Origin of the sequence: Pseudomonas fluvialis (assembly GCF_014207935.1) — a bacterium.
GTDB classification, from domain to species: Bacteria; Pseudomonadota; Gammaproteobacteria; order Pseudomonadales; family Pseudomonadaceae; genus Aquipseudomonas; species Aquipseudomonas fluvialis_A.
Window position 1 is genome coordinate 525391 of record NZ_JACHLL010000002.1, and the last position, 24316, is coordinate 549706.

At 63.5% G+C, this 24316-nt stretch carries 25 protein-coding genes; 11 read left to right on the forward strand and 14 right to left on the reverse strand.

The features are described from left to right. The first annotated feature begins 3 nt into the window (after positions 1 to 3). The 3 genes from HNP49_RS07500 to HNP49_RS07510 all read left to right on the forward strand — a co-directional run bounded on the left by HNP49_RS07500 (position 4) and on the right by HNP49_RS07510 (position 3668). Positions 4 to 561 (forward strand): peptidylprolyl isomerase, encoded by a 558-nt coding sequence (locus tag HNP49_RS07500; protein ID WP_184681981.1) that lies wholly within the window; start codon positions 4 to 6, stop codon positions 559 to 561. A 68-nt stretch (positions 562 to 629) separates the two neighbouring features. Beyond that, entirely contained in the window at positions 630 to 3374 is a 2745-nt protein-coding gene (locus HNP49_RS07505; RefSeq protein ID WP_184681982.1) for a hybrid sensor histidine kinase/response regulator, read from the forward strand. 39 nt (positions 3375 to 3413) lie between these two features. Further along, complete coding sequence (locus HNP49_RS07510) at positions 3414 to 3668, forward strand: YheU family protein (protein ID WP_184681984.1); 255 nt, start codon at positions 3414 to 3416, stop codon at positions 3666 to 3668. Here HNP49_RS07510 and HNP49_RS07515 read toward each other — a convergent pair. From HNP49_RS07515 to HNP49_RS07540, 6 genes are all read right to left on the reverse strand, one after another. Then, a complete protein-coding gene (locus HNP49_RS07515; RefSeq protein ID WP_184681986.1) occupies positions 3653 to 3985 on the reverse strand; it encodes a YnfA family protein in 333 nt (110 codons plus the stop codon). The genes HNP49_RS07510 and HNP49_RS07515 overlap by 16 nt on opposite strands. Beyond that, positions 3982 to 4410, reverse strand: coding sequence for a hypothetical protein (locus HNP49_RS07520; RefSeq protein WP_184681988.1), 429 nt, complete (start codon positions 4408 to 4410; stop codon positions 3982 to 3984). Before HNP49_RS07520 ends, HNP49_RS07515 begins: the two co-directional genes overlap by 4 nt. Positions 4411 to 4574: 164 nt before the next feature. Further along, the gene (locus tag HNP49_RS07525) at positions 4575 to 5384 is read right to left on the reverse strand and encodes an SDR family oxidoreductase (protein WP_184681990.1); all 810 of its coding nucleotides are present in this window, start codon (positions 5382 to 5384) and stop codon (positions 4575 to 4577) included. Between the two features lie 143 nt (positions 5385 to 5527). Further along, positions 5528 to 7417, reverse strand: coding sequence for a bifunctional diguanylate cyclase/phosphodiesterase (locus tag HNP49_RS07530; RefSeq protein WP_184681992.1), 1890 nt, complete (start codon positions 7415 to 7417; stop codon positions 5528 to 5530). A gap of 150 nt (positions 7418 to 7567) precedes the next feature. Beyond that, complete coding sequence (locus HNP49_RS07535) at positions 7568 to 9226, reverse strand: cation acetate symporter (RefSeq protein ID WP_184681993.1); 1659 nt, start codon at positions 9224 to 9226, stop codon at positions 7568 to 7570. Then, entirely contained in the window at positions 9223 to 9534 is a 312-nt protein-coding gene (locus HNP49_RS07540; RefSeq protein WP_184681995.1) for a DUF485 domain-containing protein, read from the reverse strand. The genes HNP49_RS07535 and HNP49_RS07540 overlap by 4 nt, the downstream gene beginning before the upstream one ends. 267 nt (positions 9535 to 9801) lie before the next feature. On the opposite strand from HNP49_RS07540, the gene HNP49_RS07545 reads away from it, so the two are divergent. The 6 genes from HNP49_RS07545 to HNP49_RS07570 are packed head-to-tail and all read left to right on the forward strand — an operon-like array spanning position 9802 to position 15280. Then, positions 9802 to 10026: a DUF2061 domain-containing protein gene (locus HNP49_RS07545; RefSeq protein ID WP_095939421.1), complete on the forward strand. Its 225-nt coding sequence runs from the start codon at positions 9802 to 9804 to the stop codon at positions 10024 to 10026. A 54-nt stretch (positions 10027 to 10080) separates the two neighbouring features. Next, positions 10081 to 11634 (forward strand): glycosyl hydrolase family 17 protein, encoded by a 1554-nt coding sequence (locus tag HNP49_RS07550; RefSeq protein WP_184681997.1) that lies wholly within the window; start codon positions 10081 to 10083, stop codon positions 11632 to 11634. A 37-nt stretch (positions 11635 to 11671) separates the two neighbouring features. Continuing rightward, complete coding sequence (locus HNP49_RS07555; protein ID WP_184681998.1) at positions 11672 to 12556, forward strand: hypothetical protein; 885 nt, start codon at positions 11672 to 11674, stop codon at positions 12554 to 12556. A gap of 39 nt (positions 12557 to 12595) precedes the next feature. Further along, positions 12596 to 13603, forward strand: coding sequence for a nucleoid-associated protein YejK (gene yejK, locus HNP49_RS07560; RefSeq protein ID WP_184682000.1), 1008 nt, complete (start codon positions 12596 to 12598; stop codon positions 13601 to 13603). A 31-nt stretch (positions 13604 to 13634) separates the two neighbouring features. Next, on the forward strand, positions 13635 to 14453 hold the full coding sequence (locus HNP49_RS07565) for a hypothetical protein (protein ID WP_184682523.1): 819 nt from the start codon (positions 13635 to 13637) through the stop codon (positions 14451 to 14453). Continuing rightward, positions 14450 to 15280, forward strand: a complete 831-nt coding sequence (locus HNP49_RS07570; RefSeq protein WP_184682001.1) for a DUF4344 domain-containing metallopeptidase — start codon at positions 14450 to 14452, stop codon at positions 15278 to 15280. The genes HNP49_RS07565 and HNP49_RS07570 overlap by 4 nt, the downstream gene beginning before the upstream one ends. Here HNP49_RS07570 and HNP49_RS07575 read toward each other — a convergent pair whose 3' ends face one another. From HNP49_RS07575 to HNP49_RS07585, 3 genes are all read right to left on the reverse strand, one after another. Next, on the reverse strand, positions 15281 to 16216 hold the full coding sequence (locus tag HNP49_RS07575) for a glutathione S-transferase family protein (protein ID WP_184682003.1): 936 nt from the start codon (positions 16214 to 16216) through the stop codon (positions 15281 to 15283). Positions 16217 to 16287: 71 nt separating this feature from the next. Next, positions 16288 to 16605 (reverse strand): GIY-YIG nuclease family protein, encoded by a 318-nt coding sequence (locus HNP49_RS07580; protein ID WP_184682004.1) that lies wholly within the window; start codon positions 16603 to 16605, stop codon positions 16288 to 16290. Between the two features lie 118 nt (positions 16606 to 16723). Next, a complete protein-coding gene (locus tag HNP49_RS07585) occupies positions 16724 to 17200 on the reverse strand; it encodes a nuclear transport factor 2 family protein (protein WP_184682006.1) in 477 nt (158 codons plus the stop codon). A gap of 76 nt (positions 17201 to 17276) precedes the next feature. Here HNP49_RS07585 and HNP49_RS07590 point away from each other — a divergent pair, with 76 nt between their 5' ends. Continuing rightward, the gene (locus HNP49_RS07590) at positions 17277 to 18263 is read left to right on the forward strand and encodes a helix-turn-helix domain-containing protein (protein ID WP_311772086.1); all 987 of its coding nucleotides are present in this window, start codon (positions 17277 to 17279) and stop codon (positions 18261 to 18263) included. A gap of 65 nt (positions 18264 to 18328) precedes the next feature. Here HNP49_RS07590 and thrC read toward each other — a convergent pair whose 3' ends face one another. The 4 genes from thrC to xerD form a co-directional block, all read right to left on the reverse strand. After that, entirely contained in the window at positions 18329 to 19738 is a 1410-nt protein-coding gene (gene thrC, locus HNP49_RS07595; RefSeq protein WP_184682007.1) for a threonine synthase, read from the reverse strand. Positions 19739 to 19752: 14 nt separating this feature from the next. Beyond that, on the reverse strand, positions 19753 to 21057 hold the full coding sequence (locus tag HNP49_RS07600; protein ID WP_184682009.1) for a homoserine dehydrogenase: 1305 nt from the start codon (positions 21055 to 21057) through the stop codon (positions 19753 to 19755). A 114-nt stretch (positions 21058 to 21171) separates the two neighbouring features. Then, a complete protein-coding gene (locus HNP49_RS07605) occupies positions 21172 to 21906 on the reverse strand; it encodes a DsbC family protein (protein ID WP_184682011.1) in 735 nt (244 codons plus the stop codon). A gap of 93 nt (positions 21907 to 21999) precedes the next feature. Continuing rightward, positions 22000 to 22896: a site-specific tyrosine recombinase XerD gene (xerD, locus tag HNP49_RS07610; RefSeq protein ID WP_184682013.1), complete on the reverse strand. Its 897-nt coding sequence runs from the start codon at positions 22894 to 22896 to the stop codon at positions 22000 to 22002. A gap of 244 nt (positions 22897 to 23140) precedes the next feature. Between xerD and HNP49_RS07615 the strand changes: the two genes are divergently transcribed. Further along, positions 23141 to 23818 carry a hypothetical protein gene (locus HNP49_RS07615; protein WP_184682014.1) on the forward strand — a complete coding sequence of 226 codons (678 nt, stop codon included), beginning with the start codon at positions 23141 to 23143 and terminating at the stop codon, positions 23816 to 23818. Between the two features lie 47 nt (positions 23819 to 23865). On the opposite strand, the gene HNP49_RS07620 is transcribed toward HNP49_RS07615, so the two are convergent. Further along, positions 23866 to 24300, reverse strand: a complete 435-nt coding sequence (locus tag HNP49_RS07620; RefSeq protein ID WP_184682016.1) for an acyl-CoA thioesterase — start codon at positions 24298 to 24300, stop codon at positions 23866 to 23868. Positions 24301 to 24316: the final 16 nt, after the last annotated feature.

Consider the following 24316-nt stretch of genomic DNA (forward strand, 5'->3'; position numbering starts at 1 on the left):
CCCATGCTCAAACACCTCATGATGACGGCCTGCACCCTGCTGCTCAGCGGCCAGCTGCTCGCCGCCGACAAGCCACACGTACTGCTGACCACCTCGCTGGGCGAGATCGAACTGGAACTGGACGACGCCAAGGCGCCGGTCACCGTGGCCAACTTTCTTGCCTATGTTGATAAAGGCTTTTACTCAGGAACTATATTTCATCGAGTTATACCGGGCTTCATGATCCAAGGCGGAGGATTGACTCCACAGGGCAAAACTAAGCAGACCACCCACCCAATTCCCAATGAAAGCTCGAATGGCCTAAAAAATCTGCGCGGCACTGTAGCAATGGCCCGAACCAACAACCCGGATTCAGCTACCGCTCAGTTCTTCATCAACCACAAAGACAATGACTTCCTAGACCACAAGCCCGGAAGCTCCGGCTATGCCGTATTCGGTAAAGTTGTTCGTGGCATGGAGGTTGTTGAGCTAATCGCTAAAACACCAACTAGCGATCGAGGCAGCATGCAAAACGTCCCTATCACTACAGTGCTGATCGAATCCGCACAACGCCTGCAATAGGCCTACTGCTAGACTAAAACCTAAGCGTCGGAAAGCTCGCTCGGCTCAGCCCATATAGAGAACCATGAATGCCGCATCTGCTATTGGTCGTCCTGCTGTCGCTGCTGAGTCATGCGGCCTGGGCCCTGCCCAGTGCAGTGTTCGAGCAAAACGACCTGCGCCTGCCACTTGGCCAGCAGATGGGCTACCTGCGCGACGATGCCGGAACCCTCAAGCTCGAAGAAGTCATCGCCCTCCCCGACAGTGCCTTCACCCCCGTCAACAAGCCACACGCCAACCTGGGCAAGAACTCGGCCGTGTGGTGGTTCCGCGTGCACCTGGACAACCGCCTGTCGCATGCCTTGCCAGGCTTTTTCGAGGTCAACTACCCGCTGCTCGACGACATCCAGCTGACCCTGAGCAACCCCGACGGCAGTCGCCTCAACCAGCGCAGCGGCGATCGCCGGGCCTTCGCCACGCGGCCGGTGCAGGTCCGCAACTTCTGGTTTCCCGTCGAGCTGGCCCCGGGCAGCAGCACCCTGACGCTGCGCATCGAATCGAGCAGTACGGTGATGGTGCCGCTGTTCTTTGCCACCGCCACCGCCAGCGCCGCCCAGCAGGAAAACCTCATGGGTTTCAACGGCGCTTTCTATGGCGTGGTTGTGGCCATGCTCTGCTACAACCTGTTCCTGTTTCTGGTGCTGCGCGAGCGCGCCTATTTCTGGTACCTGATCTACAGCGCCAACATCGGCCTGTATGGCGCCTGCTTTGACGGCATGCTGTTCAAGATGCTGCCCAACAACGTCGAGTTGCAGTCGGTCAGCATCTACATCCTGATGTACACCCTGTGCCTGAGCGCCACCCAGTTCAGCCGGCACTTCCTGCAGACCGCTCTGCACTTCCCGCGCCTGGACCATGCTCTGCGCCTGATGATGTGGCTGGTGCTGTGCATCTTTGCCAGCGGCCCGCTGATCGGCCTGCAGGCCTGGAACGTGCTGGCCAGCCTGTCGGTACTGGGCAACTCGCTGGCGCTGCTGCTGGTGGGCGTCTATGTCTGGCGCCAGGGCCAGCGCTTCGGCTCCTACTACATCTTTGCCTGGAGCGTGCTGTTGCTCTCGCTGATCAACGCCACCGCCGGCTCCCTGGGGATCGAGCTGTTCGGTCCGTTCAGCGCCGACTCGGTGAAGATCGGCGTGACCATCGAACTGATCACTCTCTCCATTGGCCTGGCCGACCGCATCAACGCGCTCAAGGAAGAAGGCTTCCGCTCGCGTCGCGAGGCCGAGCAGGCGGTGGTCGAGAGCGAGGCCAAGAGCCGCTTCCTGGCCAAGATGAGCCACGAAATTCGCACCCCGCTCAACGGCGTGCTGGGCATGCTGCAACTGCTCAAGGAAACCCCGCTTGACCGCAGCCAGCGCTTCTACGTCGACACTATCGCCAGTTCCGGCTCGGCGCTGATGACGGTGATCAACGACATCCTCGACTACGCGCGCATCGAGTCCGGCAAGATGGCCCTAGAGGAAATCCAGATCGATATCGAGCAACTGCTCTCGGAGACCTTCAGCCTGTTCACCGCCCAGGCCCTGGACAAGCGCCTGCGCCTCTACCTGAGCCTGGAACGGGGCGTACCGCGACACATCCATGGCGACCCGACGCGTCTCAAACAGGTGCTGATGAATCTGCTGGGCAATGCCCTGAAGTTCACCGCCGAAGGCCAGGTCAGCCTCACCGCCCGCGTGCTGGAGTTGCCTGGGCAGGCGCCACGCCTGCAAATCGCGATCAGCGACAGCGGTATAGGTATCCGCCCAGAAGCCCTGGAAAACCTGTTCAAGTCCTTTGCCCAGGCCGACTCCAGCACCACCCGGCGCTACGGCGGCACCGGCCTTGGCCTGGCCATCAGCAAGGATCTGGTGGAGATGATGGGCGGCCATATCGAGGTACAGAGTACCCTCGGCCAGGGCACCTGCTTCAGCTTCGATATCGCCCTGCAACCGGCCGACCAGGCCGAGCGCGACGAACTGAGCGAGCTGCTCAACGGCCAGCATGCCGTGCTCGCCTCACTCGACAGCGACGGCCTGCAACACCTCTCCCACCTGTTACAGCGCTGGGGCCTGCACACCGAGCTGTGCCGCACTCCCGAGCAACTCAACCGCGCCATGCAAAGCTATCGGCAGCCGCCTTTGCTGATCGTCATGGCGCCCTGGCCCGGCGGTCCGCAGCATGCCCTGGACAGCCTGCGTTCGCAGTTTGGCGAGGGCCAGAAGGTTCTCCTGCTGTGTCCGCCGGAGCAGTGTCGGCCCAACCAGATCGGCGGCGCACTGAGCGTCACCAGCCTGGCCCAGCCGGCCGCTATCACACCACTGCGCCAGGCCCTGCAGGAGCTGTACCGCCCCACCGCGCAAGTACTGCAACTAACCCCGCGCGAGCTGGCCCCGGCCAGCGGCCCGGCCCCCTGCGTACTGGTTGCCGAGGACAACCCGGTCAACCAGCTGGTGATCCAGGGCTTTCTCGGCAAGCGTGGCTATCAGGTACGTCTGGTGACCAACGGCCGTAATGCCGTGGAGGAGTTCCGCCGCGCGCCGCAGCGTTACCAGCTGATCCTGATGGACTGCGAGATGCCGGAGATGGATGGCTTCGAGGCGACCCGGCAGATCCGCCAGTTCGAGCAGCAGCAAGGACTGCTGCCGGTGCCGGTGATCGCCCTGACCGCGCATATCTTCGACGAGCACCGCGAGGAAGGTCAGCGGGCCGGAATGAACGAGTTTCTCGGCAAACCAGTCGATCGTGTGCAGCTGTACACCACCCTCGATCGCTACCTCGACAGCAGCGCCTGACTCAGGCACCCTGCGCCGCCGCACCGCCGAGACCACCGCATGCTGATCCCTTACCAGATGCTCGAAGCCGACACCCTGCAACGCCTGATCGAGGACTTCGTCACCCGCGAAGGTACCGACAACGGCGACGATACGCCGCTGGCCACAAGGGTGGCGCGCGTGCAGCAAGCGCTGAAGCGTCGCGATGCGGTGATTGCCTTCGACAGCGAGCATCAACAGTGTCAGCTGCTGCTGCGCAGTGAAGTGCCGCGCGAGTGGCTGGAAGACTATCTGAGCGATCAGGACGCCGAGTAGCGCGGCCCCAGCAGCAGAATGGCTGCGCCAAGCAGGCAAAGGGCCACACCCAGCCAGTCACTGAGCAGCGGTTTCTGCCGTTCCACCAGCGCCAGCCAGACCAGCGCCGCCACCACGTAGACACCGCCGTAAGCGGCATAGGCGCGTCCGGCAAAGGCGGCCTCGGCACGGGTCAGCAGCAGGGCAAACAGCAGCAGGCTGAGCAGCCCCGGCAGGCACCACCAGACGGAGCGTTCCAGGCGCAGCCACAACCAGAAGCTGTAGCAACCGGCGATCTCGAAGAACGCTGCCAGGGCAAACCACAGGTAACTGGTCACCGCCTCAGCTCGCTCTCGTGCTCCCAGGTGCAACGCACGCGCAGATCGTCTTCATCGGGGCTGTGAAAACCGCGCTCGCTCTCCCAGCGGAAGGTGTGCGTGCCGTTCAGCTCGGTTTCCAGGTGCACCACCGCGCTGGCCCAGTAAAGGCGCTTGAGCAGTGCCTCGAACTCGGCCACCCAAAGTGCCCACTCATACTCGACTGCCTTGTAACTGGCACCGAAATGGATCATCTGGGTCTGGAACAGGCCGGCGCCCTCCTCCTGACAGCAGGAGAACATGTCACGGCCGATGAACGGCCAGGCATCTCCCGCCGGCAGGCTGGCCAGCACCCGGCGATTGATACTGCGGCGCAGGCGCTGCTCGCCCGCATCCTGGGAAGGCCAGTCGCGGATGCAGCCGTAGACCAGAGATTCCGATTCCACGCAAAGACTCCAGAAAAACCAGGCTGCCTTCTAACACAGGCGCCGGCCACTGGAAAGGAACGCCGTGGCAACTGCACGGCAAGATGATCAAGGCCCGACAGAAAGACCGGCCCAGAGCCGCTACACGCTTCATACGAACGTGCAGCGGCCACCAGCAGGACGGCTTAACCGGCCTGCGTTTTGCTGCGCATCTTGCCCGCCATGTTGGCCATTTCGTCGTACAGCAGCTGCGGGTTCTTCTGCTTCAGCGCCCAGGCCATGCGGCCCTGCTCGTGGGGCAGGATCATGAAGCTGCCCTTGGCCACTTCGGCATAGACATACTCGGCGATATCGGCGGCGCTGATCGGCGAGCTTTCCAGCAGTTTGCCGACCTGCTGCTTCATGGCCGGAGTCGGGCCGCGGAAGGAGTCCAGCAGGTTGGTCTGGAAGAACGACGGGCAGACCACATGCACGCCGATCTGCTCATCACGCAGTTCGATCAGCAGGCTCTCGGACAGCGCCACCACGCCGGCCTTGGCCACGTTGTAGTTGCTCATCGCAGGGCCCTGCATCAGCGCCGCCATGGAGGCGATGTTGATGATCTTGCCGTGGCTCTTCTGCAGCAGCGGCAGGAAGGCCTTGCAGCCCTTGACCACGCCCATCAGGTTGATCGCGATCTGCCAGTCCCAGTCTTCCAGCGACAGCTCGTTGAAGAAGCCACCAGAAGCCACGCCGGCATTGTTGATCACCACGTCGATGCCACCCAGACGCTCCTCGCAGGCCTGGGCCAGGGCGGTGAGCTGGCTGTAGTCGCGCACATCGCAACGCTGAGTGAAGCCATCGCCGCCGGCTTCGCGGACCAGCTTGAGGGTTTCTGCCAGGCCGGCTTCGTTGACATCGGCCAGCGCCAGCTGGCAACCCTCGCGCGCCCAGCGCAGGGCCAACTCACGGCCCAGACCGGAGCCGGCGCCAGTAATCATGATGCGGTTTTGCATGGTGAGTAACCTTAGGCAGCGGGTAGATGGGCGCAGTCTAGTCAGTACGACCGTGCACCACAGCTTCCATCAGGCCACTGAATACCGCAGGCAAACCCCAGGTTCATGCCGCAGGCACCCTCGTGAGTCGGTCGGCCTTTCGGCTAGTCCGGCACGCCCAGATTAGCCCTGGCATAGTCGGCAAAATCGGCCGCATTCAGCGGCCGGGCAAACAGGTAGCCCTGGCCCTGCTCGCAGCCCAGCTCCGCCAGCAGCCCGGCCGTGGCCGGGTCTTCGATACCTTCGGCGGTGGTGGTCAGGCCCAGGCTGTGGGCCATGCCGATGATAGCGGTGACAATGGTGCGCGCCGAGTGCTTGTCCTGCACCTCCCGCACGAAAGAGCGGTCGATCTTCAGCTTGTCGACACGAAAACGCTGCAGGTACGCAAGATTGGAGTAACCGGTGCCGAAGTCGTCGATGGCCAGTCGCACGCCCAGGCCCTTGAGGCGTTCGAGCAGCTCGGCGAAGTCGGCGCTGTCATGCAGCAATACCGTCTCGGTGAGTTCCAGTTCCAGGCATTCAGCCGGCAGATGGGCACGCTGCAGAGCCGTCTGGACCAGCAGATCGAGATTGCCGCGCCGAAACTGTACCGGCGACAGGTTGATTGCCAGCACGAAGCGCGGCAGGCCCTGCTGCAGCCATGCGCCGAGCTGGCGGCAGGCCTCGCCAAGCACCCACTCGCCGATCTCGACGATCAGCCCGGAGCGCTCGGCCACCGGGATGAAGCGCTCGGGACTGATCAGCCCCTGCTCCGGGTGCTGCCAGCGGATCAACACCTCGGCACCCTGCAGGCGGCCGCTGGCCAGCTCGACGATCGGCTGGTAATGCAGGATAAATTCGCCCTGGCGCAGTGCCGTGCGCAAACCGGCATCCAGCTGCAACTGCTGCAGCAGGTTGGCATTCATCTGCGCATCGAAGAAGCGGAACGCCCGCCGCCCGGACTCCTTGGCCTGGTACATGGCGGTATCGGCATGCTGGCTGAGCTCAGCGAAGCTGCTGCCATCCTGCGGGTACAGGGCAATGCCGATCGAGCAACTGGTGACCACCTCGACACCCTCGACCTGCACCGGTTGCGCCAGGCTGGCGAGGATCTTGCGCGCCACCTGCGCGGCATCCTCGGCCCCACCGATATCGCCCAGCACGATGAGAAACTCGTCCCCCCCCTGGCGACTGACCGTGTCAATCTCCCGCACCGCCTCGCCCAGGCGGCGTGCCACCGCCTCGAGCAGGCTGTCGCCGGCCGCGTGGCCGAGGGAGTCGTTGACCGTCTTGAAGTTGTCCAGATCCAGGTACAGCAGGGCCACCTGGCACTGGTGTCGGCGCGCCTGGTTCAGCGCCTGCTCGAGGCGGTCCTGCAGCAACAGACGGTTGGGCAGCCCGGTCAGGGCATCGTGCTGGGCCAGGTGACTGAGGCTGGCCTGCGACTGCCTGACCCGCTGGTTTTCCTGATCCAGACGCAACAGGGCGCGGCGCAGATCATTGGCCAGCAACCAGGCCGTGGCGGCCACCAGCCCCAGCAGCACCGCGATATTGACGAAGCGCCGCAGCCCCAGCGGTTTGGCGTCAAAGCTCTGCCAGCCGGCCACCGCGGCGTAATTGAACAGGCCCTGAACCAGCACCATCAGCACCAGCAGTACCAGCAGCACTCGTGGCTTGGCCAGCAGCGCCGCCATCACCAGGATCGCCGCATAGCCGAGCATGGCGCCGTTATACGGGCCCTGATCGAACCACATGGCCAGTGAAAGGATGACGAACAGCGCCACCAGCAGAATCTGCTTAGCCAGCTCGTGCCGACCACGGCGACTGAGCAGCCAGGTGGCACCGGCCAGGCACCAGCCAGCGGCGATCATCAGCAGCACCAGGCCGCGCCCGGGAAACAGGTTGGTCGCCGCCATCGCCGGGAGGCCGGCCAGAAGCAACAGGCAGAGCTGCTCGATCCGGCGATTCTCGCCGCGTTGCAGGTCTGTCGTGGGCTCCACCGGTTCAGGCGCCATGCAGGGTTCTCCGCCGCGACAGCAGGTCAAGGAAAGAGTGTCGCAAGCAGAGCAAGACTAGCCGAACGCCACCACCGACGGCGACCCGCAGATGCGCGCATAAAAAAAGGCCGCCCGAAGGCGGCCTGAAAGTTCGGAGTCAGCGGTGGTTCAGTGGGCTACTGCACCACTGGCACCCAAACCCGTCTGCGAACGGACGAACTGCGGCAGGAAGCGGGCACGTTCTTCAGCAGCCGATGCGGAGGTATCGGTGATGGAGAAGAACCAGATGCCGGCAAAGGCAATCGCCATGGAGAACAGCGCCGGGTACTCGTACGGGAACACCGCCTGGGCATTGCCCAGTACCTGCACCCACACGGTCGGGCCAAGGATCATCAGGCCGACGGCGGTGATCAGGCCCAGCGAGCCGCCGATCAGCGCACCGCGGGTGGTCAGCTTCTTCCAGTACATGCTGAGGAAGAGCACCGGGAAGTTGCAGCTGGCCGCGATGGAGAAGGCCAGACCGACCATGAAGGCGATGTTCTGCTTCTCGAACAGGATGCCCAGACCGATGGCCAGCACACCCAGGCACACGGTGGTGATCTTCGACACGCGCAGCTCATCCTTGTCGTTGGCCTTGCCTTTCTTGAACACGCTGGCATACAGGTCGTGGGACACCGCCGAAGCACCGGCCAGGGTCAGACCGGAAACCACCGCGAGAATGGTGGCGAAGGCCACAGCCGAGATGAAGCCGAGGAACAGGCTGCCGCCGACGGCATTGGCCAGGTGGATGGCCGCCATGTTGTTGCCGCCCAGCAGGGCACCGGTACCGTCCTTGAACGCCGGGTTGGTGCTGACCAGCAGGATCGCGCCGAAACCGATGATGAAGGTCAGGATGTAGAAGTAGCCGATGAAGCCGGTGGCGTAGAACACCGATTTACGGGCTTCCTTGGCATCCGAGACAGTGAAGAAGCGCATCAGGATATGCGGCAGGCCGGCAGTACCGAACATCAGCGCCAGACCCAGGGAGATCGCCGAGATCGGGTCTTTCACCAGGCCGCCGGGACTCATGATGGCTTCGCCTTTCGGGTGAACCTTGATGGCTTCGCTGAACAGGGTGGCAAAGTCGAAGTTGACGTGCTTCATCACCATCAGCGCCATGAACGAGGCGCCGGAGAGCAGCAGCACGGCCTTGATGATCTGCACCCAGGTGGTGGCCAGCATGCCGCCGAACAGCACGTAGCAGACCATCAGGATACCGACCAGGACCACCGCCACATGGTAGTTGAGGCCGAACAGCAGCTCGATCAGCTTCCCGGCACCAACCATCTGCGCGATCAGGTAGAAGGCCACCACCACCAGCGAGCCACAGGCCGACAGGGTGCGGATTTCCTTCTGCTTGAGGCGATAGCTGGCCACATCGGCAAAGGTGAACTTGCCCAGGTTGCGCAGGCGCTCGGCGATCAGGAAGAGAATCACCGGCCAGCCGACCAGGAAGCCGATCGAGTAGATCAGGCCATCGTAGCCAGAGGTGAACACCAGGGCGGAAATACCCAGGAAGGACGCCGCCGACATATAGTCACCGGCAATCGCCAGGCCGTTCTGGAAGCCGGTGATGCTGCCGCCGGCGGTGTAGTAGTCGGCCGCCGAGGTGTTGCGCTTGGAGGCCCAGTAGGTGATGTACAGGGTGGCGCCGACGAAGGCGACGAACATCAGGATGGCGGAAATGTTCAGCGGCTGGCGCTGTACATCGCCTTCCAGGGCACCGGCGGCCCAGAGGGCCGGCGCCACGGCCATCAGGCCGAGGGTAGTAAGCAGGCGGGCGATCATTGCTGTACCTCCTCCAGGATGCTCTTGTTGAGGGCGTCGAACTCGCCGTTGGCGCGCTTGACGTAGATGCCGGTCAGAACAAAAGCAGACAGAATCAGCCCCACGCCCAGCGGAATGCCCCAGGTGGTCGGGCTGTCCGGATTGATGCGAGTGCCGAGCAGCTGCGGCTCGAAGGCGATCAGGATGATGAAGGCCAGATACAGGCCGAGCATGATGATCGACAGCAGCCAGGCGAAACGCTCGCGTTTGGCCACCAGTTCCTGGAAGCGCGGATTGGCTTGTATCCGCTCGTAGATGGGGTCGTTCATTGTTAGAGTCCTCCGCAGCGCAAGTGCTGTGAGTCCACTCTAGAACCACCAGTAAATGGCGACAGACGACCTTAGTCGTAGATTCCCGCCCGCCTCGACCAAAGTCGCAGAGCCCGCCAGCCGTGGTCTTGCGCCTATCCGACAAGGGCCGTCACGGCGCGTGATTGGCGCCGGCTATGGCGCCGATGGACAACGCCGATTTCTCCGGCAGCAGCGCCTTGACTAGGCTTGCCCATACGCAATGATTCTTGCTGGAGGCACGCCATCATGCTCAAGACCATCACCTTCACCGTCATGCACTTCTGCATCGCCTTCGGTGTGGCCTACGCCCTGACCGGCAGCGTGACCGTGGGCGGCCTGGTGGCCGCGGTCGAGCCGCTGTGCAACTCAGTGGCCTTCTTCTTCCACGAAAAGATCTGGCAGCGCGTGGAGCGCAAGAAGCAGCAGGCCAGTCAGATTCCCCGCCACGCCTGGCTGCATCATCACGCCTGAGCGGCGGGAAATCCGCTAAGATGCGCGGCCTCGTTGGACTGACGCCTAGCCGCCATGACTCAGACTCGCCGCTTCCCCCTGCTTCCCTACCTGTTCAGCACCCTGCTGGCCCTGCTCGCCCTTGCCGGCCTGTGGCTGTGGATCGGTCAACCGGTGCACCTGGCCGACGCGGCGACACCGACGCACAAGCTGCAATGCGCCTCCTACAGCCCGTTCGACAAGGACCAGTCGCCCTTCGACCAGCCCTTCGTGCTGCGTCCCGAGCGCATGGACGCCGACCTCGCCCTGCTGGCCACCCGCTTCGAGTGTGTACGTACCTACTCCATGACCGGGTTGGAGGCCATCCCCGAGCTGGCCCGCAAGCACGGCCTGAAGCTGATGCTCGGCGCCTGGGTCAGCAGCAACCCGATCGATACCCAGCTGGAAATCGACGCTCTGATCAAGGCCGCCAAGGCCAACCCCGACGTGGTCACCTCGGTGATCGTCGGCAACGAGGCGCTGCTGCGCAAGGAAGTCACCGGCGCCCAGTTGGTCACCCTGATCGAGCAGGTCAAGGCCGGTGTCGAGCAACCAGTGACCTACGCCGATGTCTGGGAGTTCTGGCTGCAGTACCCGGAAGTCGCCCCGGCCGTGGACTTCCTCACCATCCACCTGCTGCCCTACTGGGAAGATGATCCGCGCGGCATCGATGCCGCCCTCGCCCACGTGGCGCAGATCCGTCAGGTCTTCGGCAGCAAGTTTGCTCCCAAGGACATCTTCATCGGCGAAACCGGCTGGCCCAGCGAAGGCCGCCAGCGCGAAACCGCCCTGCCCAGCCGGGTCAACGAAGCCCGCTTCATCCGTGGTTTCGTCCATATCGCCGAGCAGAACGGCTGGAACTACAACCTGATCGAGGCCTTCGACCAGCCGTGGAAGCGCGAAAGCGAAGGCGCGGTCGGCGGTTACTGGGGCCTGTTCGACGCGGATCGCCAGGACAAGGGAGTGCTCGCAGGGCCGGTGTCCAACCTGCCGCACTGGCCGCAATGGCTGGCTCTGTCGCTGGCGCTGTTCGGCGCCAGCCTGCTGCTGGCCGGCAACCCAGGCAGCACCCGCAACGCTCTGCTGCTGCCGGTGACGGCTGCCCTGGGTGCCGCCTGCAGCGGGCTGTGGCTGGAGCTGGCCGGCATCACCAGCCGCTTCGTCGGCGAATGGCTGTGGGCCGCGCTGCTGGTTGTTCTAAACCTGCTGGTGCTGGCCCATGCGGCACTGGGCCTGGGCAATCGTCAGGGCTGGCGCGCCGCCGCCCATGCCTGGCTGCAGGCCCGTGGTCACTGGTGGCTGCTGGCCGCCGGTTTTGCCGGTGCCGTGCTGATGCTGGGCCTGGTGTTCGATGCCCGCTACCGCAGCTTTCCCAGCGCCGCCCTGCTGCTGCCGGCCGTGGTCTACCTGTTCGCCCCGGTGCGCGCATCACGCCGCGAAGTGAGCCTGCTGGCCGCCCTGATCGGCGCCGGCATCGCGCCCCAGCTGTATCAGGAAACCCTGAGCAACTGGCAGGCCATCGGCTGGGCCATCACCAGCACCCTGTTGCTGCTGGCCCTGCTGCGCAGCCTGCGCAGAAGTCGCGTGTAGTTCGCCAGACAAACACCCTCACTCAAGGATGATGCGAATGCGCCACTGGTTCTGGATAGGATTGCTCGGCAGCGGACTTAACACTGCTACTGCGGCAACTGACGAGCAACTGGCCATGGCGCTGCTGCTGTTTCCGCAGGCCCGTGAGTGGCAAGCTATTTCCAGCCTTCCAGTAGTCGATGACAACTGGCTGGACAACAACGGCTGGCTGCTGCGCAAACATCTGCTCGAGCAAGTGCCGGCCGCGGACAGCCTCGAATCGCCCGATTGCTCCTTTATCAACCGGGCCCTGCTGGAGGAGCATCCTCGGGCAACCATCAGACGCCTTGATTTGGACACCGACGGCACAGCCGACCTGCTCTACAGTGGCTCGGCTTACTGTCGCGAGGGCGAGCTAACCGTGTTCTGGAAGAGCGACCCCCGAGGTTTTCCCAACGGGCTGGTTACCCAACGGGCAGATGAGCTGCTGTTCGCGAAACCGGCAAAAGCCCCGCAGCTGCTCACGTTGCGCAGCGGTTGCTGCGGCGACCCAATGGATCGCTATGAACTGGCCCATGAGCAGGCCTGGGTGCCCAAACACCTGCAGGATGGCGGTGACCCGTTGCCTGTGCGACCCTCGATAACCGCCTTCGGACATCTGGCCCTGAGGCTTGCTCCACAGCTAGACAACCCCTACAACCCCGATCTCAGCCAGTTCTATAACGCAGCCGCCTTCGGCAACATCAGCAGACTGTACATGCCCGGAGCGCAAGTATTCCCGCTGAAAAGCCTGCGAGACGCTCAGGGCCAAGAGTGGCAACTGATCCGGGTCGAGGAAGGCAGTGCGTCCCTGAGCGTCCATGCACCCCTGCCAGCCAACGTCGGCTGGGTTGAGGCCCGTTGCCTGACCGAGCAGTGCCCCCCACCAGCGCTGACGCCCTGATAAACTGCCGGCTTTACGAATGAACACTGCGAGCCGCCCATGCCGATCCGCCACTGCATCGTCCACCTGATCGACAAGAAGCCCGACGGCACTCCCGCCGTGCTGCATGCCCGCGACTCCGAGCTGGCCACCAGCCAGGCCATGGAAAACCTTCTGGCCGACCTCAACGAGAGCTACAACGCCAAGCAGGGCAAGGCCTGGGGTCTGTTCCACGAGGAATCCGGTGCCTACCCGTTCAGCGGCTGGCTGAAGAGCTACCTGGCTGCCGAGCAGGACTTCACCGCTTTCAGCCGGCAGGCCGTGGCCCAGCTGCAGAAGCTGATGGAGGAATCCAACCTGTCCACCGGTGGTCATGTGCTGTTTGCCCATTACCAACAGGGCATGACGGACTACCTGGCCATCGCCCTGCTCCACCACAGCGAAGGGGTGACGGTCACCGAGGCGCTGGACGTGGCGCCGGCCAAGCACCTGGACCTGTCGCAGCTGCACCTGGCGGCACGCATCAACCTGTCGGAGTGGCAGAACAACCCCAACTCCAAGCAGTACATCTCCTTCATCCGGGGCAAGAACGGCAAGAAGGTCTCGGACTACTTCCGCGACTTCATCGGCTGCCAGGAAGGCGTCGACGCGCCGAGCGAGACCCGCACCCTGCTCAAGGCCTTCAGCGATTTCGTCGAGAGCGAGGACCTGGCCGAAGAACAGGCCCGCGCCAAGACCGAAGCCCTGGTCGACTACGCCACCAGCCAGGCCAAGCTGGGCGAGCCGATTACCCTCGACGAGCTGTCCGGGCTGATCGACGAAGACCGTCCGCGCGCCTTCTTTGAGCACATCCGCAACAAGGATTACGGCATGGCCCCGGAGTTCCCGGCGGACAAGCGCACCCTGAACCAGTTCCGCCGTTTCACCGGGCGCGCCGAAGGCCTGTCGATCAGCTTCGAGGCGCACCTGCTAGGCTCGAAGATCGAGTATGACGAAGCGCGCGACATGCTGATCATTCGCCAGGTGCCGACCCAGTTGAAGGATCAGCTCAAGCGCCGCAAGGACTGAGCGCCTGTCAACCGAGGGGAGAACGCTGATGCTGCGCCTGGCCGATGACCTGCTCGACGACTGCCTGTGCCAGCCGCAGGCCCCCTTCGGCAAGAGCCCCTCGCGCTACCTGATCGACGACAAGCATGCCGCCAAGGCCCAACTGGCTGCCCTCAAGCCCTGGCTGGCCGAGCAGCAGACCATGCTCTGGGCCAATCGCCGCGATGCCGTGCTCCTACTCCTGCAGGGCCCGGACTGCTCCGGCAAGGACGGCGTGATCCGCCGGGTGCTCAGTGCCTGCAACCCGCAGGCATTGCAGATCAGCAGCTTCCAGGAGCCTGATGCCGCGGAGAATCGCCGCGACTTTCTCGCCCGCTACCAGGCGCACCTGCCCGCACCGGGACTGCTGGGCGTATTCAACCGCAGCTACTACGAGGGACTGACCAGCGACCTGCGTGACGGTCTGTGCAGCCTTGCGGATCTGCCCGGGCGCGAGCAGCGCATTGCCGAACTGGAACAGCAGCTGGCCGGGCAGCGCATCCACCTGCTCAAGTGCTACCTGCATATTTCCCACGAAGAACAGACCCTGCGCCTGCGCAGACGTCTGGAGCTGCCCAGCAAGCGCTGGAAACTCAAAGCCAGCGACCTCACGGCCTGGCAGCAGTTCCAGGAACGCCAGCAGGAATGGACCGAGGTACTGCAGCGCAGCCACAGCGACGCGGCCCCCTGGTACGTGATTCCCGCCGAACACCGCTGGCAGCGCGATCTGCTGCTGGCGAGCCTCCTGGCCCGCGAGTTCGAACGCCTGCAGCTGGCCTGGCCGCAGCGTCCGGCGCCCTTTACTGCTCAGGACCTGGAGTTGGGGGCATGAAACGGACCTGGCTCCTGGCACTGCTGCTGGTCAGCGGCTTGAGCGCGGCCAGCCATCCCGAATTGAACGACGAGGAACTGCGCTTCATCAGCGCCAACTCCGAGTTCACCCTGCTCCATGAAATGGGCCACCTGCTGATCAGCGAGCTCAAACTGCCCGTGCTCGGCCGCGAGGAAGATGCGGCCGACCAGCTCGGCTTCATGGGCCTGTTTCTGCTGTACGAGCGCCAGCGCGATGCCGACTTCTACGCCAAGCTGGTGGACGTCGCCGACTACTGGCGCCTGGAATGGCAACGGCCCAAACAGCCCGGCGAAGAAGTACCGGCCTGGGACAGTCACGGTCTGGATGAACAACGCTTCTACAACATCGCCTGCCTGGCCTACGGCAGCGATCCCAAACAGCTGGAGTGGATCATCGAGGCCACCGGCCTGCCCGAGGAACGGGCCTTCTACTGCCCCGAGGAATACCAGCAGGCCCACCATGCCGTGACCTGGCTGATCCGGCACTTTCGCAAGCCGCAGGATCAACCGGTGCGTCATCGCATTCAGGTGATCTACGAAGCGCCCTCGGACAGCGTGGAGAACGGCGCACAGATGCTCGCCAGCATCAAGGCCACCGGCGAGCTGGAGGCGGTGGCGGCCAAGGCCAGCCACGACTTTGACCTACCCCGCGATGTGACCCTGCGCATGACCAGCTGCGGCTCGCCCGATGCTTGGTACAACGCCATCAGCGGCGAGCTGACACTGTGCTACGAGCGCCTCAGCTATTTCCGCGAGCTGGCCCGGCAACTGCCGGCCTTGCGCCGGCAGCAGCTCGAACGCCCCTGATCAGCGCACTTCGATCTTGAAGCCCAGACGCGGGAAGTGCACGTGCACACGCCCGGCACGCTCATCATCACGGGCCACGATCAGCTCCTCACCACCCGCGAAGAGCAACTCGCCCTCCACCGGATCGACACCATAGTCGGTGGCCGACACTGCCACCCGCTGGCCCGGCTGCAGGCCATTGGCGTCGGCGAAGGCTTCATCCGGCAACGCTGCCGGAGTGGCCGCGCGGGCAATCTCGATGGCCTCGGCCGCGCTCATCGCGCTGCTCGAACCGTGACCAAAGGCCAGTACCCGCCCCAGCCAGGCCGCCACCGCCGGATAGTCATCCACCAGCGGCGCCGTCACCGGCGTGCCCTTGAGGAACCACAACGGATGAGCCAGAGCAAAGTCGGCGATGGACGCATTGCCGAACAGGAACTCGCCCTCCTCGCGCTGCAGTTGCAGCTCCAGCCGCTGCATCAGCCCCGGCCAGTTGTGCTGTGCCTGCTCGGCAGGCAAACGGCTGGCCGAACCGCCGGAGAACAATCCGGCGCGATCGGCCATAAAGGCCTTGATTACCTCGGCGGGCAGCTTGCCCAGGCGCACGGCCATGGACTCGGGCTGGAACACCAGGCTCACGGCATGCTGGAACACGACCGAGTCCGCCCACTGGGCAAAACTGGCCACCACAAACTCCTGCCCCTCTGGAAACAGGCTGGGCGTGGCCTTTTCGGCCTCCAGGCGGCGGGCAATCAGCGCAGTGTCGCAATAGATATCGGCACCGACCTGCAGCACCGGGGTCTTGCGGTAGCCACCGGTCAACGCCATCAGATCCGGTTTGGGCATCATTCGCGGGATATCCACCGAGCGCCACGACAGCTGCTTGAAACCGAGCATCAGGCGCGCCTTCTCGGCGAAGGGCGAGGCGTCGTAGTGGTGCAGTATCAGTTCGTGCATGACAGGCTCCGTGTCGGTCAGGGAAAAGCGGAGCTTACCCTCAGTCCTGACCCAGGCCTACCGCCAGGGCATCAGCCTGATGACGCGCCATCAGCCGGCTGCATGCAGCCCTGCACCAGCAACTCCTTGGCCGGCTTGGCCAGACGCTTGATCGCCCGCTCGCGACGCAGCGCCGCGCCCTTGCCGGCACAGGACTCGACATACACCAGAGCCTGCGCAGGGCTGGAGTGAAAGAAACGGGCACCCTTACCACTCTGGTGCTGACGGAAGCGCCGCTGCGGGTCATCGCTGATACCGCAGTACAGCGCGCCATTGGCGGCACGCACCAGATAGACGTACCAGGGTTTGGCCTCTGACGGCTCGACAACAGGGCAATTGGCAACGGACACGAGGACTCACCTGCAAGAAGAGGCCGCCACGGTAGACCATCGGCGCCTCGCACTCCAGCCCTCACAGGCTGTTGAAGAACTACCTGCGTTGCCATCGCCAGCGTTTTTTAACGGCCTGCTAGCCCTGCTGCGCGCGCTGCCAGGCAGCCAGCCCCTGACGTGCCTGCCGGTGCACCGCGCCCTGCACGGCGGGCAGCCAGCCCAGCAACAGGCCCTTGAAGCCAAGCGCCTGGCGGGTCCAGCGCCACAAGTCGAAGTGGTCATAGTGCCTGGCAATCAGCCCGTCGCGGAAAACGAACTCGGCGTGGATATCGTTGACCACCGTGCGCCCTGTCTGGGTAAAGGTGTAGGTCGCCACCCAGTGCGCCTTACCGCGCTGGTCATCTGCGGTGATGCCATCGAAGGTCAGCGAGAAATCCTTGGCCCGCTGGCACAGCATGCGCCACATGTCAGCGGCCTCACGCCCGTGCAGCTCACCGAAAGCCGGGTCACGGAAGTGCACATCCTCCGCATAGCAGGCTGCCATGGACTCGGCATCCAGCTGTTGGAAGGCCGTGTAGAAACGGCGAATCAGTTCGGCATTGGCGTGGTTCATGGCTGGCTCCTGTGCGGTGTGAGCAGCAGTATGGTCGATGCCGCCCGGCGCCTCGATTGGCGATAAAGACAACTTTGTGTTGATATTCGCCAATTACTTTCTTCAGGTAGCCGCCGTGCTGCATATCAGCCTGTATGTGTGCCCGCAGACCGTGGTGTCCAGCCTCAGCCAGGCCCACGACTGCTTCGGCCTGGCCAATCACCTGGCCGGCAAACCTCTGTTTCGCCTCAGCCGCTGCAGCCGCGATGGCCAGGCGGTTCAGCTGCCCTACGCACGCATCGACGTGGACGGCGACCTGGTTCTGGCCGAGAGCGCCGACCTGCTGCTACCGGCCACCGGCAGCGATATCGCCCGCACACTGGCCGACAACCAGACGCTGCTCGACTGGCTGGCCCGGCGCCCTGCCAGCCAGACCCTGGCGAGCCTCTGCAGCAGCGCCTTCCTCCTGGCCGAAGCCGGGCAGCTCGACGGCGGCCCGGCCACCACCCATTGGGCCCTGGCAAGTCAGTTTCGGCAGCGTTATCCCAGAGTGCGCCTGCAAGTGCAGCACCTGCATTGCCAGCACCAGCAACGCTTCACCTCTGGTGGCGCGCAGGCCGGGCTTGATCTGTGCCTGCACCTGATCAGCCTGCATGCCGGCCCCTGGCTGGCCGAGCAGGTCGCTGCGGCGCTGGTGGTGGACCGGCAGCGTGGCGAGCAGACGCGCTTCCAGCCCCTGCTGCCCACCCCACGTCAGGATGATCCCGCGCTGCTCGACCTGCTGCGCTGGCTGCAACGCCGGCATGCCAGCAGCATCGACCTGGAGATGCTGGCCAGCCGCCTGCACTGCTCGACCCGCACCCTACTGCGGCGCTTCAAGGCAGCCACCGGGCTGACGCCCAACGACTACCTGCAACGCCTGCGCATCGTCGCGGCGCAGAGCGCCCTGCGCCAGCCGCAGCAATCACTGGAGCAGATCGCGCTGAACGTGGGCTATCAGGACCGCGCCACCTTCGCCCGCCTGTTCAAGCAACTCTGCGGGGAAACGCCCGGCGCCTACCGTCGCCGCGTACTGACGCCCTGATCCATCCCAAAACAAAAAGGCCAGTCACCTGACGGGGACTGGCCTTTTTGGCATTGCCTTACGACTTACAGCGGCTTGCCACGGTTGCCGTGGGCGGCGACGAACTGCTGCACGGTCTTCAGGTCGTTGGCCAGCACGGTGCAGCGCTCTTCGCGCTGGAACAGGTCGGCCAGGTGCGGCGGCAGCGCCGGCACCGCGTCGATGCCGGCCTTCTCCACCGCTTCCGGGAACTTGACCGGGTGCGCGGTGCCCAGGGTCACCATGGGGATGGCCAGGCTGCGGCGGCATTCGCGCGCGGCACGTACACCGATGGCGGTGTGCGGATCGAGCAGCTCGCCGCACTCCTTGTACACCTCGGCGATGGTCTCGCAGGTCTGTTCATCGCTGACGGCCAGCGAATCGAACAGCTTGCGTGCTTCGGTCCAGCGGTCTTCCTCGACGCTGAAGCCGCCACCCTGCTTGAAGGTGTCCATCAGGCCGGCGATGGCGGCGCCGTTGCGGCCGTGCAGGTCGAACAGCAGGCGCTCGAAGTTGGACGAGACCATGATGTCCATGGACGGCGACAGGGTCGGGTGCAGGGTGTCCTTGACGTACTGATTGCCGCTCATGAAGCGGTGCAGGATGTCGTTGCGGTTGGTGGCGACGATCAGCTGGCTGATCGGCAGGCCCATATTGCGCGCCAGGTAGCCGGCGAAGATGTCGCCGAAGTTGCCGGTCGGAACCGAGAACGCCACGGAGCGTGCCGGGCCGCCCAGCTGCAGGGCCGCGTGGAAGTAGTAGACGATCTGGGCCATGATCCGCGCCCAGTTGATCGAGTTGACGGCTACCAGACGGGTGCCCTTGAGGAAACCCTGGTCGGCGAAGCTGGCCTTGACCATCTCCTGGCAGTCATCGAAGTTGCCTTCGATGGCAATGTTGTGGATGTTGTCGCCGAGGATAGTGGTCATCTGCCGGCGCTGCACCTCGGACACGCGGTTGTGCGGGTGCATGATGAAAATGTCAACGTTGTCGCAGGCCTTGCAGCCTTCGATGGCGGCCGAGCCGGTGTCGCCACTGGTGGCGCCCATGATCACCACGCGCTCGTTGCGCTTGGCCAGTACATGGTCGAGCAGGCGACCCAGCAGTTGCAGGGCGAAGTCCTTGAACGCCAGGGTCGGGCCGTGGAACAGCTCCAGCACCCACTCGTTGGTGTCCAGCTGGCGCAGCGGCGCTGCCGCCTTATGGGCGAACACGCCGTAGGTTTCTTCGAGAATCTTCTTAAAATCGGCATCGGCGATGGAGCCCGCCACGAACGGGCGCATCACCCGGAAGGCCAGCTCGTGATACGGCAGATCGGCCCAGGAGGCGATCTCTTCGACCGTGAAGCGCGGCAGGTTTTCCGGCACGTAGAGGCCGCCGTCGCTGGCGAGGCCAGCCAGCAGCACGTCTTCAAAGTTCAGGGCCGGCGCCTGACCGCGGGTACTGATATAACGCATGGTGCTCGCCCTTCTTAATTCAGGTGCTCGACGCGGATACGCATGACCGGGCCGGACACATCGGCCAGGGCTTCCAGCGCGCTGATCGCGTCGTTCATGGATTGTTCGGTCACGCGGTGGGTGAGGAGAATCAACGGCACCAGGCCGTCCTGCTCCTCAGCTTCCTTCTGCATGATCGACTCGATGTTGATGCCACGCTCGGAGAGGATGGTCGCGACCTTGGCCAGCACACCCGGACGGTCCTGAACCTGAATGCGCAGGTAGTAGGCGCTCTGGCACTCGGCGATCGGCAGGATCGGGTGATCGGACAACAGGTCGGCCTGGAAGGCCAGGTGCGGCACGCGGTTCTGCGGATCGGTGGTCAGCGCACGAACCACATCGATCACATCGGCCACCACGGCAGAAGCGGTCGGTTCCATGCCAGCGCCGGCGCCGTAGTACAGGGTGCTGCCGACGGCATCGCCATTGACCATCACCGCATTCATCACGCCGTTGACGTTGGCGATCAGGCGGTCGGCCGGGATCAGGGTCGGGTGCACGCGCAGCTCGATGCCGGCCTCGGTGCGGCGAGCCACGCCAAGGTGCTTGATGCGGTAGCCCAGCGCTTCGGCGTAGTTGACGTCGGCACTGGTGAGCTTGGTGATGCCCTCAGTGTAGGCCTTGTCGAACTGCAGCGGAATACCGAAGGCGATGGACGCCAGGATGGTCAGCTTGTGCGCGGCATCAATGCCTTCGACGTCAAAGGTCGGATCGGCTTCGGCATAGCCCAGCGCCTGCGCTTCTTTCAGCACATCGGCGAAGGCACGGCCCTTCTCACGCATCTCGGTGAGGATGAAGTTACCGGTGCCGTTGATGATGCCGGCCAGCCAGTTGATGCGGTTGGCCGCCAGGCCCTCGCGGATCGCCTTGATCACCGGGATACCGCCAGCCACGGCCGCTTCAAAGGCGACGATGACGCCCTTCTCGCGAGCCTTGGCGAAGATCTCGTTGCCGTGCACGGCAATCAGCGCCTTGTTGGCGGTGACCACATGCTTGCCGTTCTCGATGGCCTTCATCACCAGATCACGGGCGATGGTATAGCCACCGATCAGCTCGATGATGATGTCGATTTCCGGGTTGTTCACCAGATCGAAGACGTCGGCGGTAATGGGGGTACCGCTGGTATCGCACTTCGGGTTGGTGTCACGCGCGGCAATCTGGGCGACTTCAATGCCACGCCCGGCACGGCGGGCAATCTCCTCGGCATTGCGTTTGAGTACATTGAAGGTACCGCCACCGACGGTACCAAGCCCACAGATGCCTACTTTGACCGGTTTCACGCTGAAACTCCCCATCATCTCTGCACGAAGCGGCCGGGCAATGCCCGGCCGATTAAAAGGACTGCACATTACGAAGCCGGCCATTTTACTGTCAAATGACCGCTTCGGCGCGGCTTATTTAGCGCTGGCTTCGATCGCCAGCTTGGCCAGCTGCGGAGCAGGCTGATAGCCCGGAATCAACTGTCCGTTGGCCAGCACGATCGATGGTGTACCGGTAACCCCGATTGCCTGCCCCAGCGCATACAGTTTCATGACAGGGTTATCGCAAGTGGTAGCCGGTACTTCCTTGCGCGCCTTGGCCAGATTCATCGCCGCCTGACGATCCTTGGCACACCAGACGCTGACCAGGGTCTTATGACCATGACTACCTTCACCCTGGCGCGGGAACGCCATATAACGAACTTCTATGCCTAGACGATTGAGTTCCGGCATTTCCGAGTGCAATTTCTGACAGTAACCGCAATCGGTATCGGTAAACACCGTAATGTGCGCCTTGGTCTCGCCCTTGGCAGGGAACACCACCATGTCGCTGACTGGCACCTTGGCCAGCAGGGCTGCAATCTCCTTGCTGGCATGCTGCTCTGTCAGGTTCTGCGCCTTGCCATCACGCACACGATACAGGTCGCCCTGCAGGATGAACTGCCCGTCCGGACTGGCATAAAGCAGACGCCCCCCCTTGAGCTGAACTTGGTACAGCCCCGGCATGGCACTCTCGGCAATCGCCTCGATCGGCAGATCGGGCTGAATGGACTGCAGGGTCTTGCGAATGGCCTGATCCGGATCGGCGGCCTGGGCAACGGCAGCGGCCAGAGCAAGGGTCAGGCCGGCAAACAGACGAGATACGCGCATGAAACACTCCTTGGATTGACGCCGCAGCCTACCACAGAAGCCCGCCGCGCTTGATGCTGCGGGCCGAGCGGATGTTTGCAACTGATGACAGGTTCAACCGCGGGGATGATGCTGCGCGTGTAGCGCCTGCAGACGCGCCTTGGCCACGTGGGTATAGATTTGCGTGGTCGAGAGGTCGCTATGCCCCAGCAGCATCTGCACCACGCGAAGATCGGCACCATGATTGAGCAGATGAGTGGCAAAGGCATGGCGCAAGGTATGTGGCGACAGGGGGGCCTGGATCATCGCCGCGCGTGCATGCAGCTTGATACGGTGCCAGAAGGTCTGCCGGGTCATCTGCTCACCCCGCAGACTGGGAAACAGCACAGCGCTGGGCGCCCCCTTTAGCAGCAAGGGTCGCGCTTCTTGCAGATAGCGCTCCAGCCACAACAGCGCCTCCTCGCCCAACGGCACCAGACGCTCCTTGCTGCCCTTGCCGAAGACCCTCAGCACGCCCTGGCGCGGATTGAGCTGTTCGAGGGTCAGCGACACCAGCTCGGTAACACGCAAGCCGCAGGCATACAACACCTCGAGCATGCAGCGATCGCGCAAGCCCAGCGGCTCGGCAATGTCAGGCGCCGACAACAGCGCTTCGACATCAGCCTCGGACAACGACTTAGGCAAGGGTCGACCGACCTTTGGCATCGCCACCTGCAAGGTCGGATCTTCAACAATCCGCCCCTGCCGCAGCAGATAGCGATAAAAACCACGCAGTGCCGAAAGGAAACGAGCTGTGGAACGCGCCTGGTAACCTGCCTGCAGGCGCCACGAAAGGTGATCAAGCAACACATCGCGCCCCGCCTGAGCGAGATCGATGCCTTGCTCATGCAGCCAGCCATGCAACTGCTCAAGATCGCTGCGGTAAGCGTTCCGACTGTGTACCGACAAGCCCTTTTCCAGCCACAGGCTGTCGAGGTACTCATCGATCAGGGGGTGTTCGCAGGCACTCATGGCAACTCTTCAGCTGAACCGATTGCGCAAAGTTTTCCACAGCCACGCCCACCGCCACCAGCGATTATCCTCGGCATCGTCGGCACCAGCCGACACACCCAGTCCAACGACGTTACCGCCAGTCATGCACATCGCGAATAAACGTGACAGTCGCGACTGACCACCTATCCTAGGTTGGGTGACACTTCTCGCCGATACAGCCATGATTTCACTCTGCCACCATCCAGCCTGCGGTCAATTGATCATGTCCAATCAGCAGCACTCGCGCCTCGGTCAGATTCTGATCAACAAGAACCTGATCACCTCCAAGCAACTGGATGCCGCCATCCAGCTGCAGCTGACCAGCAAGAAGCGCCTCGGTGAAATCCTTATCGAGCAAGGACTGGTCACCGAGAAACAGCTGCACAAAGCCCTGCGCAAACAGACCAACCTGCGCCTGGTCACCACGCTGGTGGCCGCCATGATGATGCCTTTCCAGCCACTACTGGCCAGCCAGCGCTCCGACGTCGATATTGTCGCCAGCCAGCGCATCGACAGCCTGGGCATGCAGCCGCTGTCGGAGCTGGAAATGGGTGATGTGCATGCCCAGGGCCTGGACGACACCCTGCAGCAACTGGTGCTGACCGCCAAGGATGGAGACGGCCTGGGCACCATGCAGAAACTGGCCAAGCTGGTGATACCGGTACTCGACAATCTCGAGTCAGAGTACAGCGCCCACGATGTGGTCTATGACCCCAAACAGATGACCTCGACCATCAACCCCGACGGCTCGATCAATGTGCGCCTGCCCAGCTCCATCGGCGAGATGCGCTTCGACAATATCCGCGTCGCCGGAGCACCGACCACCCAGAGCTTCGGCAGCTTGAGCATCCAGGACATCGACCTATCCCAGGCCTCGCTGACCATCAAGGTTCGTCCCTGAAAAGCATCACCCCATGAAAAGGCGCCCGCAGGCGCCTTTTCTCTGTCTTAAACACTGACCCCGGAATCCTCCAATGGATAGCCAGGCAGCACAGGAACCGGCTTGTTGTCGTCACCAATGGCGACAAAACTGAACACCCCGCTGATCGCTTTCTCCCGCCCATCCTGGGACATGCTTTCGACAAACACCTCGACCTCGACCTTGAGACTGGTACGCCCGACCTTGATCACCCGGCCCACCAGTTCGACGATGGAGCCTGCGGCTATCGCATGCTTGAAGTCGATACGATCGCTGGACACGGTCACCAGCGGCAAACGGCAGAAGCGTGTCGCCGCGATGAACGACACCTCGTCCATCCAGGCCAGCGCCGTACCGCCGAACAAGGTGTTGTGGTGATTGGTAGTGAACGGGAACACAGTCTTGGTCACGCGACTTTCCGACAGCGCCGTGCGCCGCTGGATTTCCAGCTCTCTTGGGGTCATGCCATTACTACCTGAA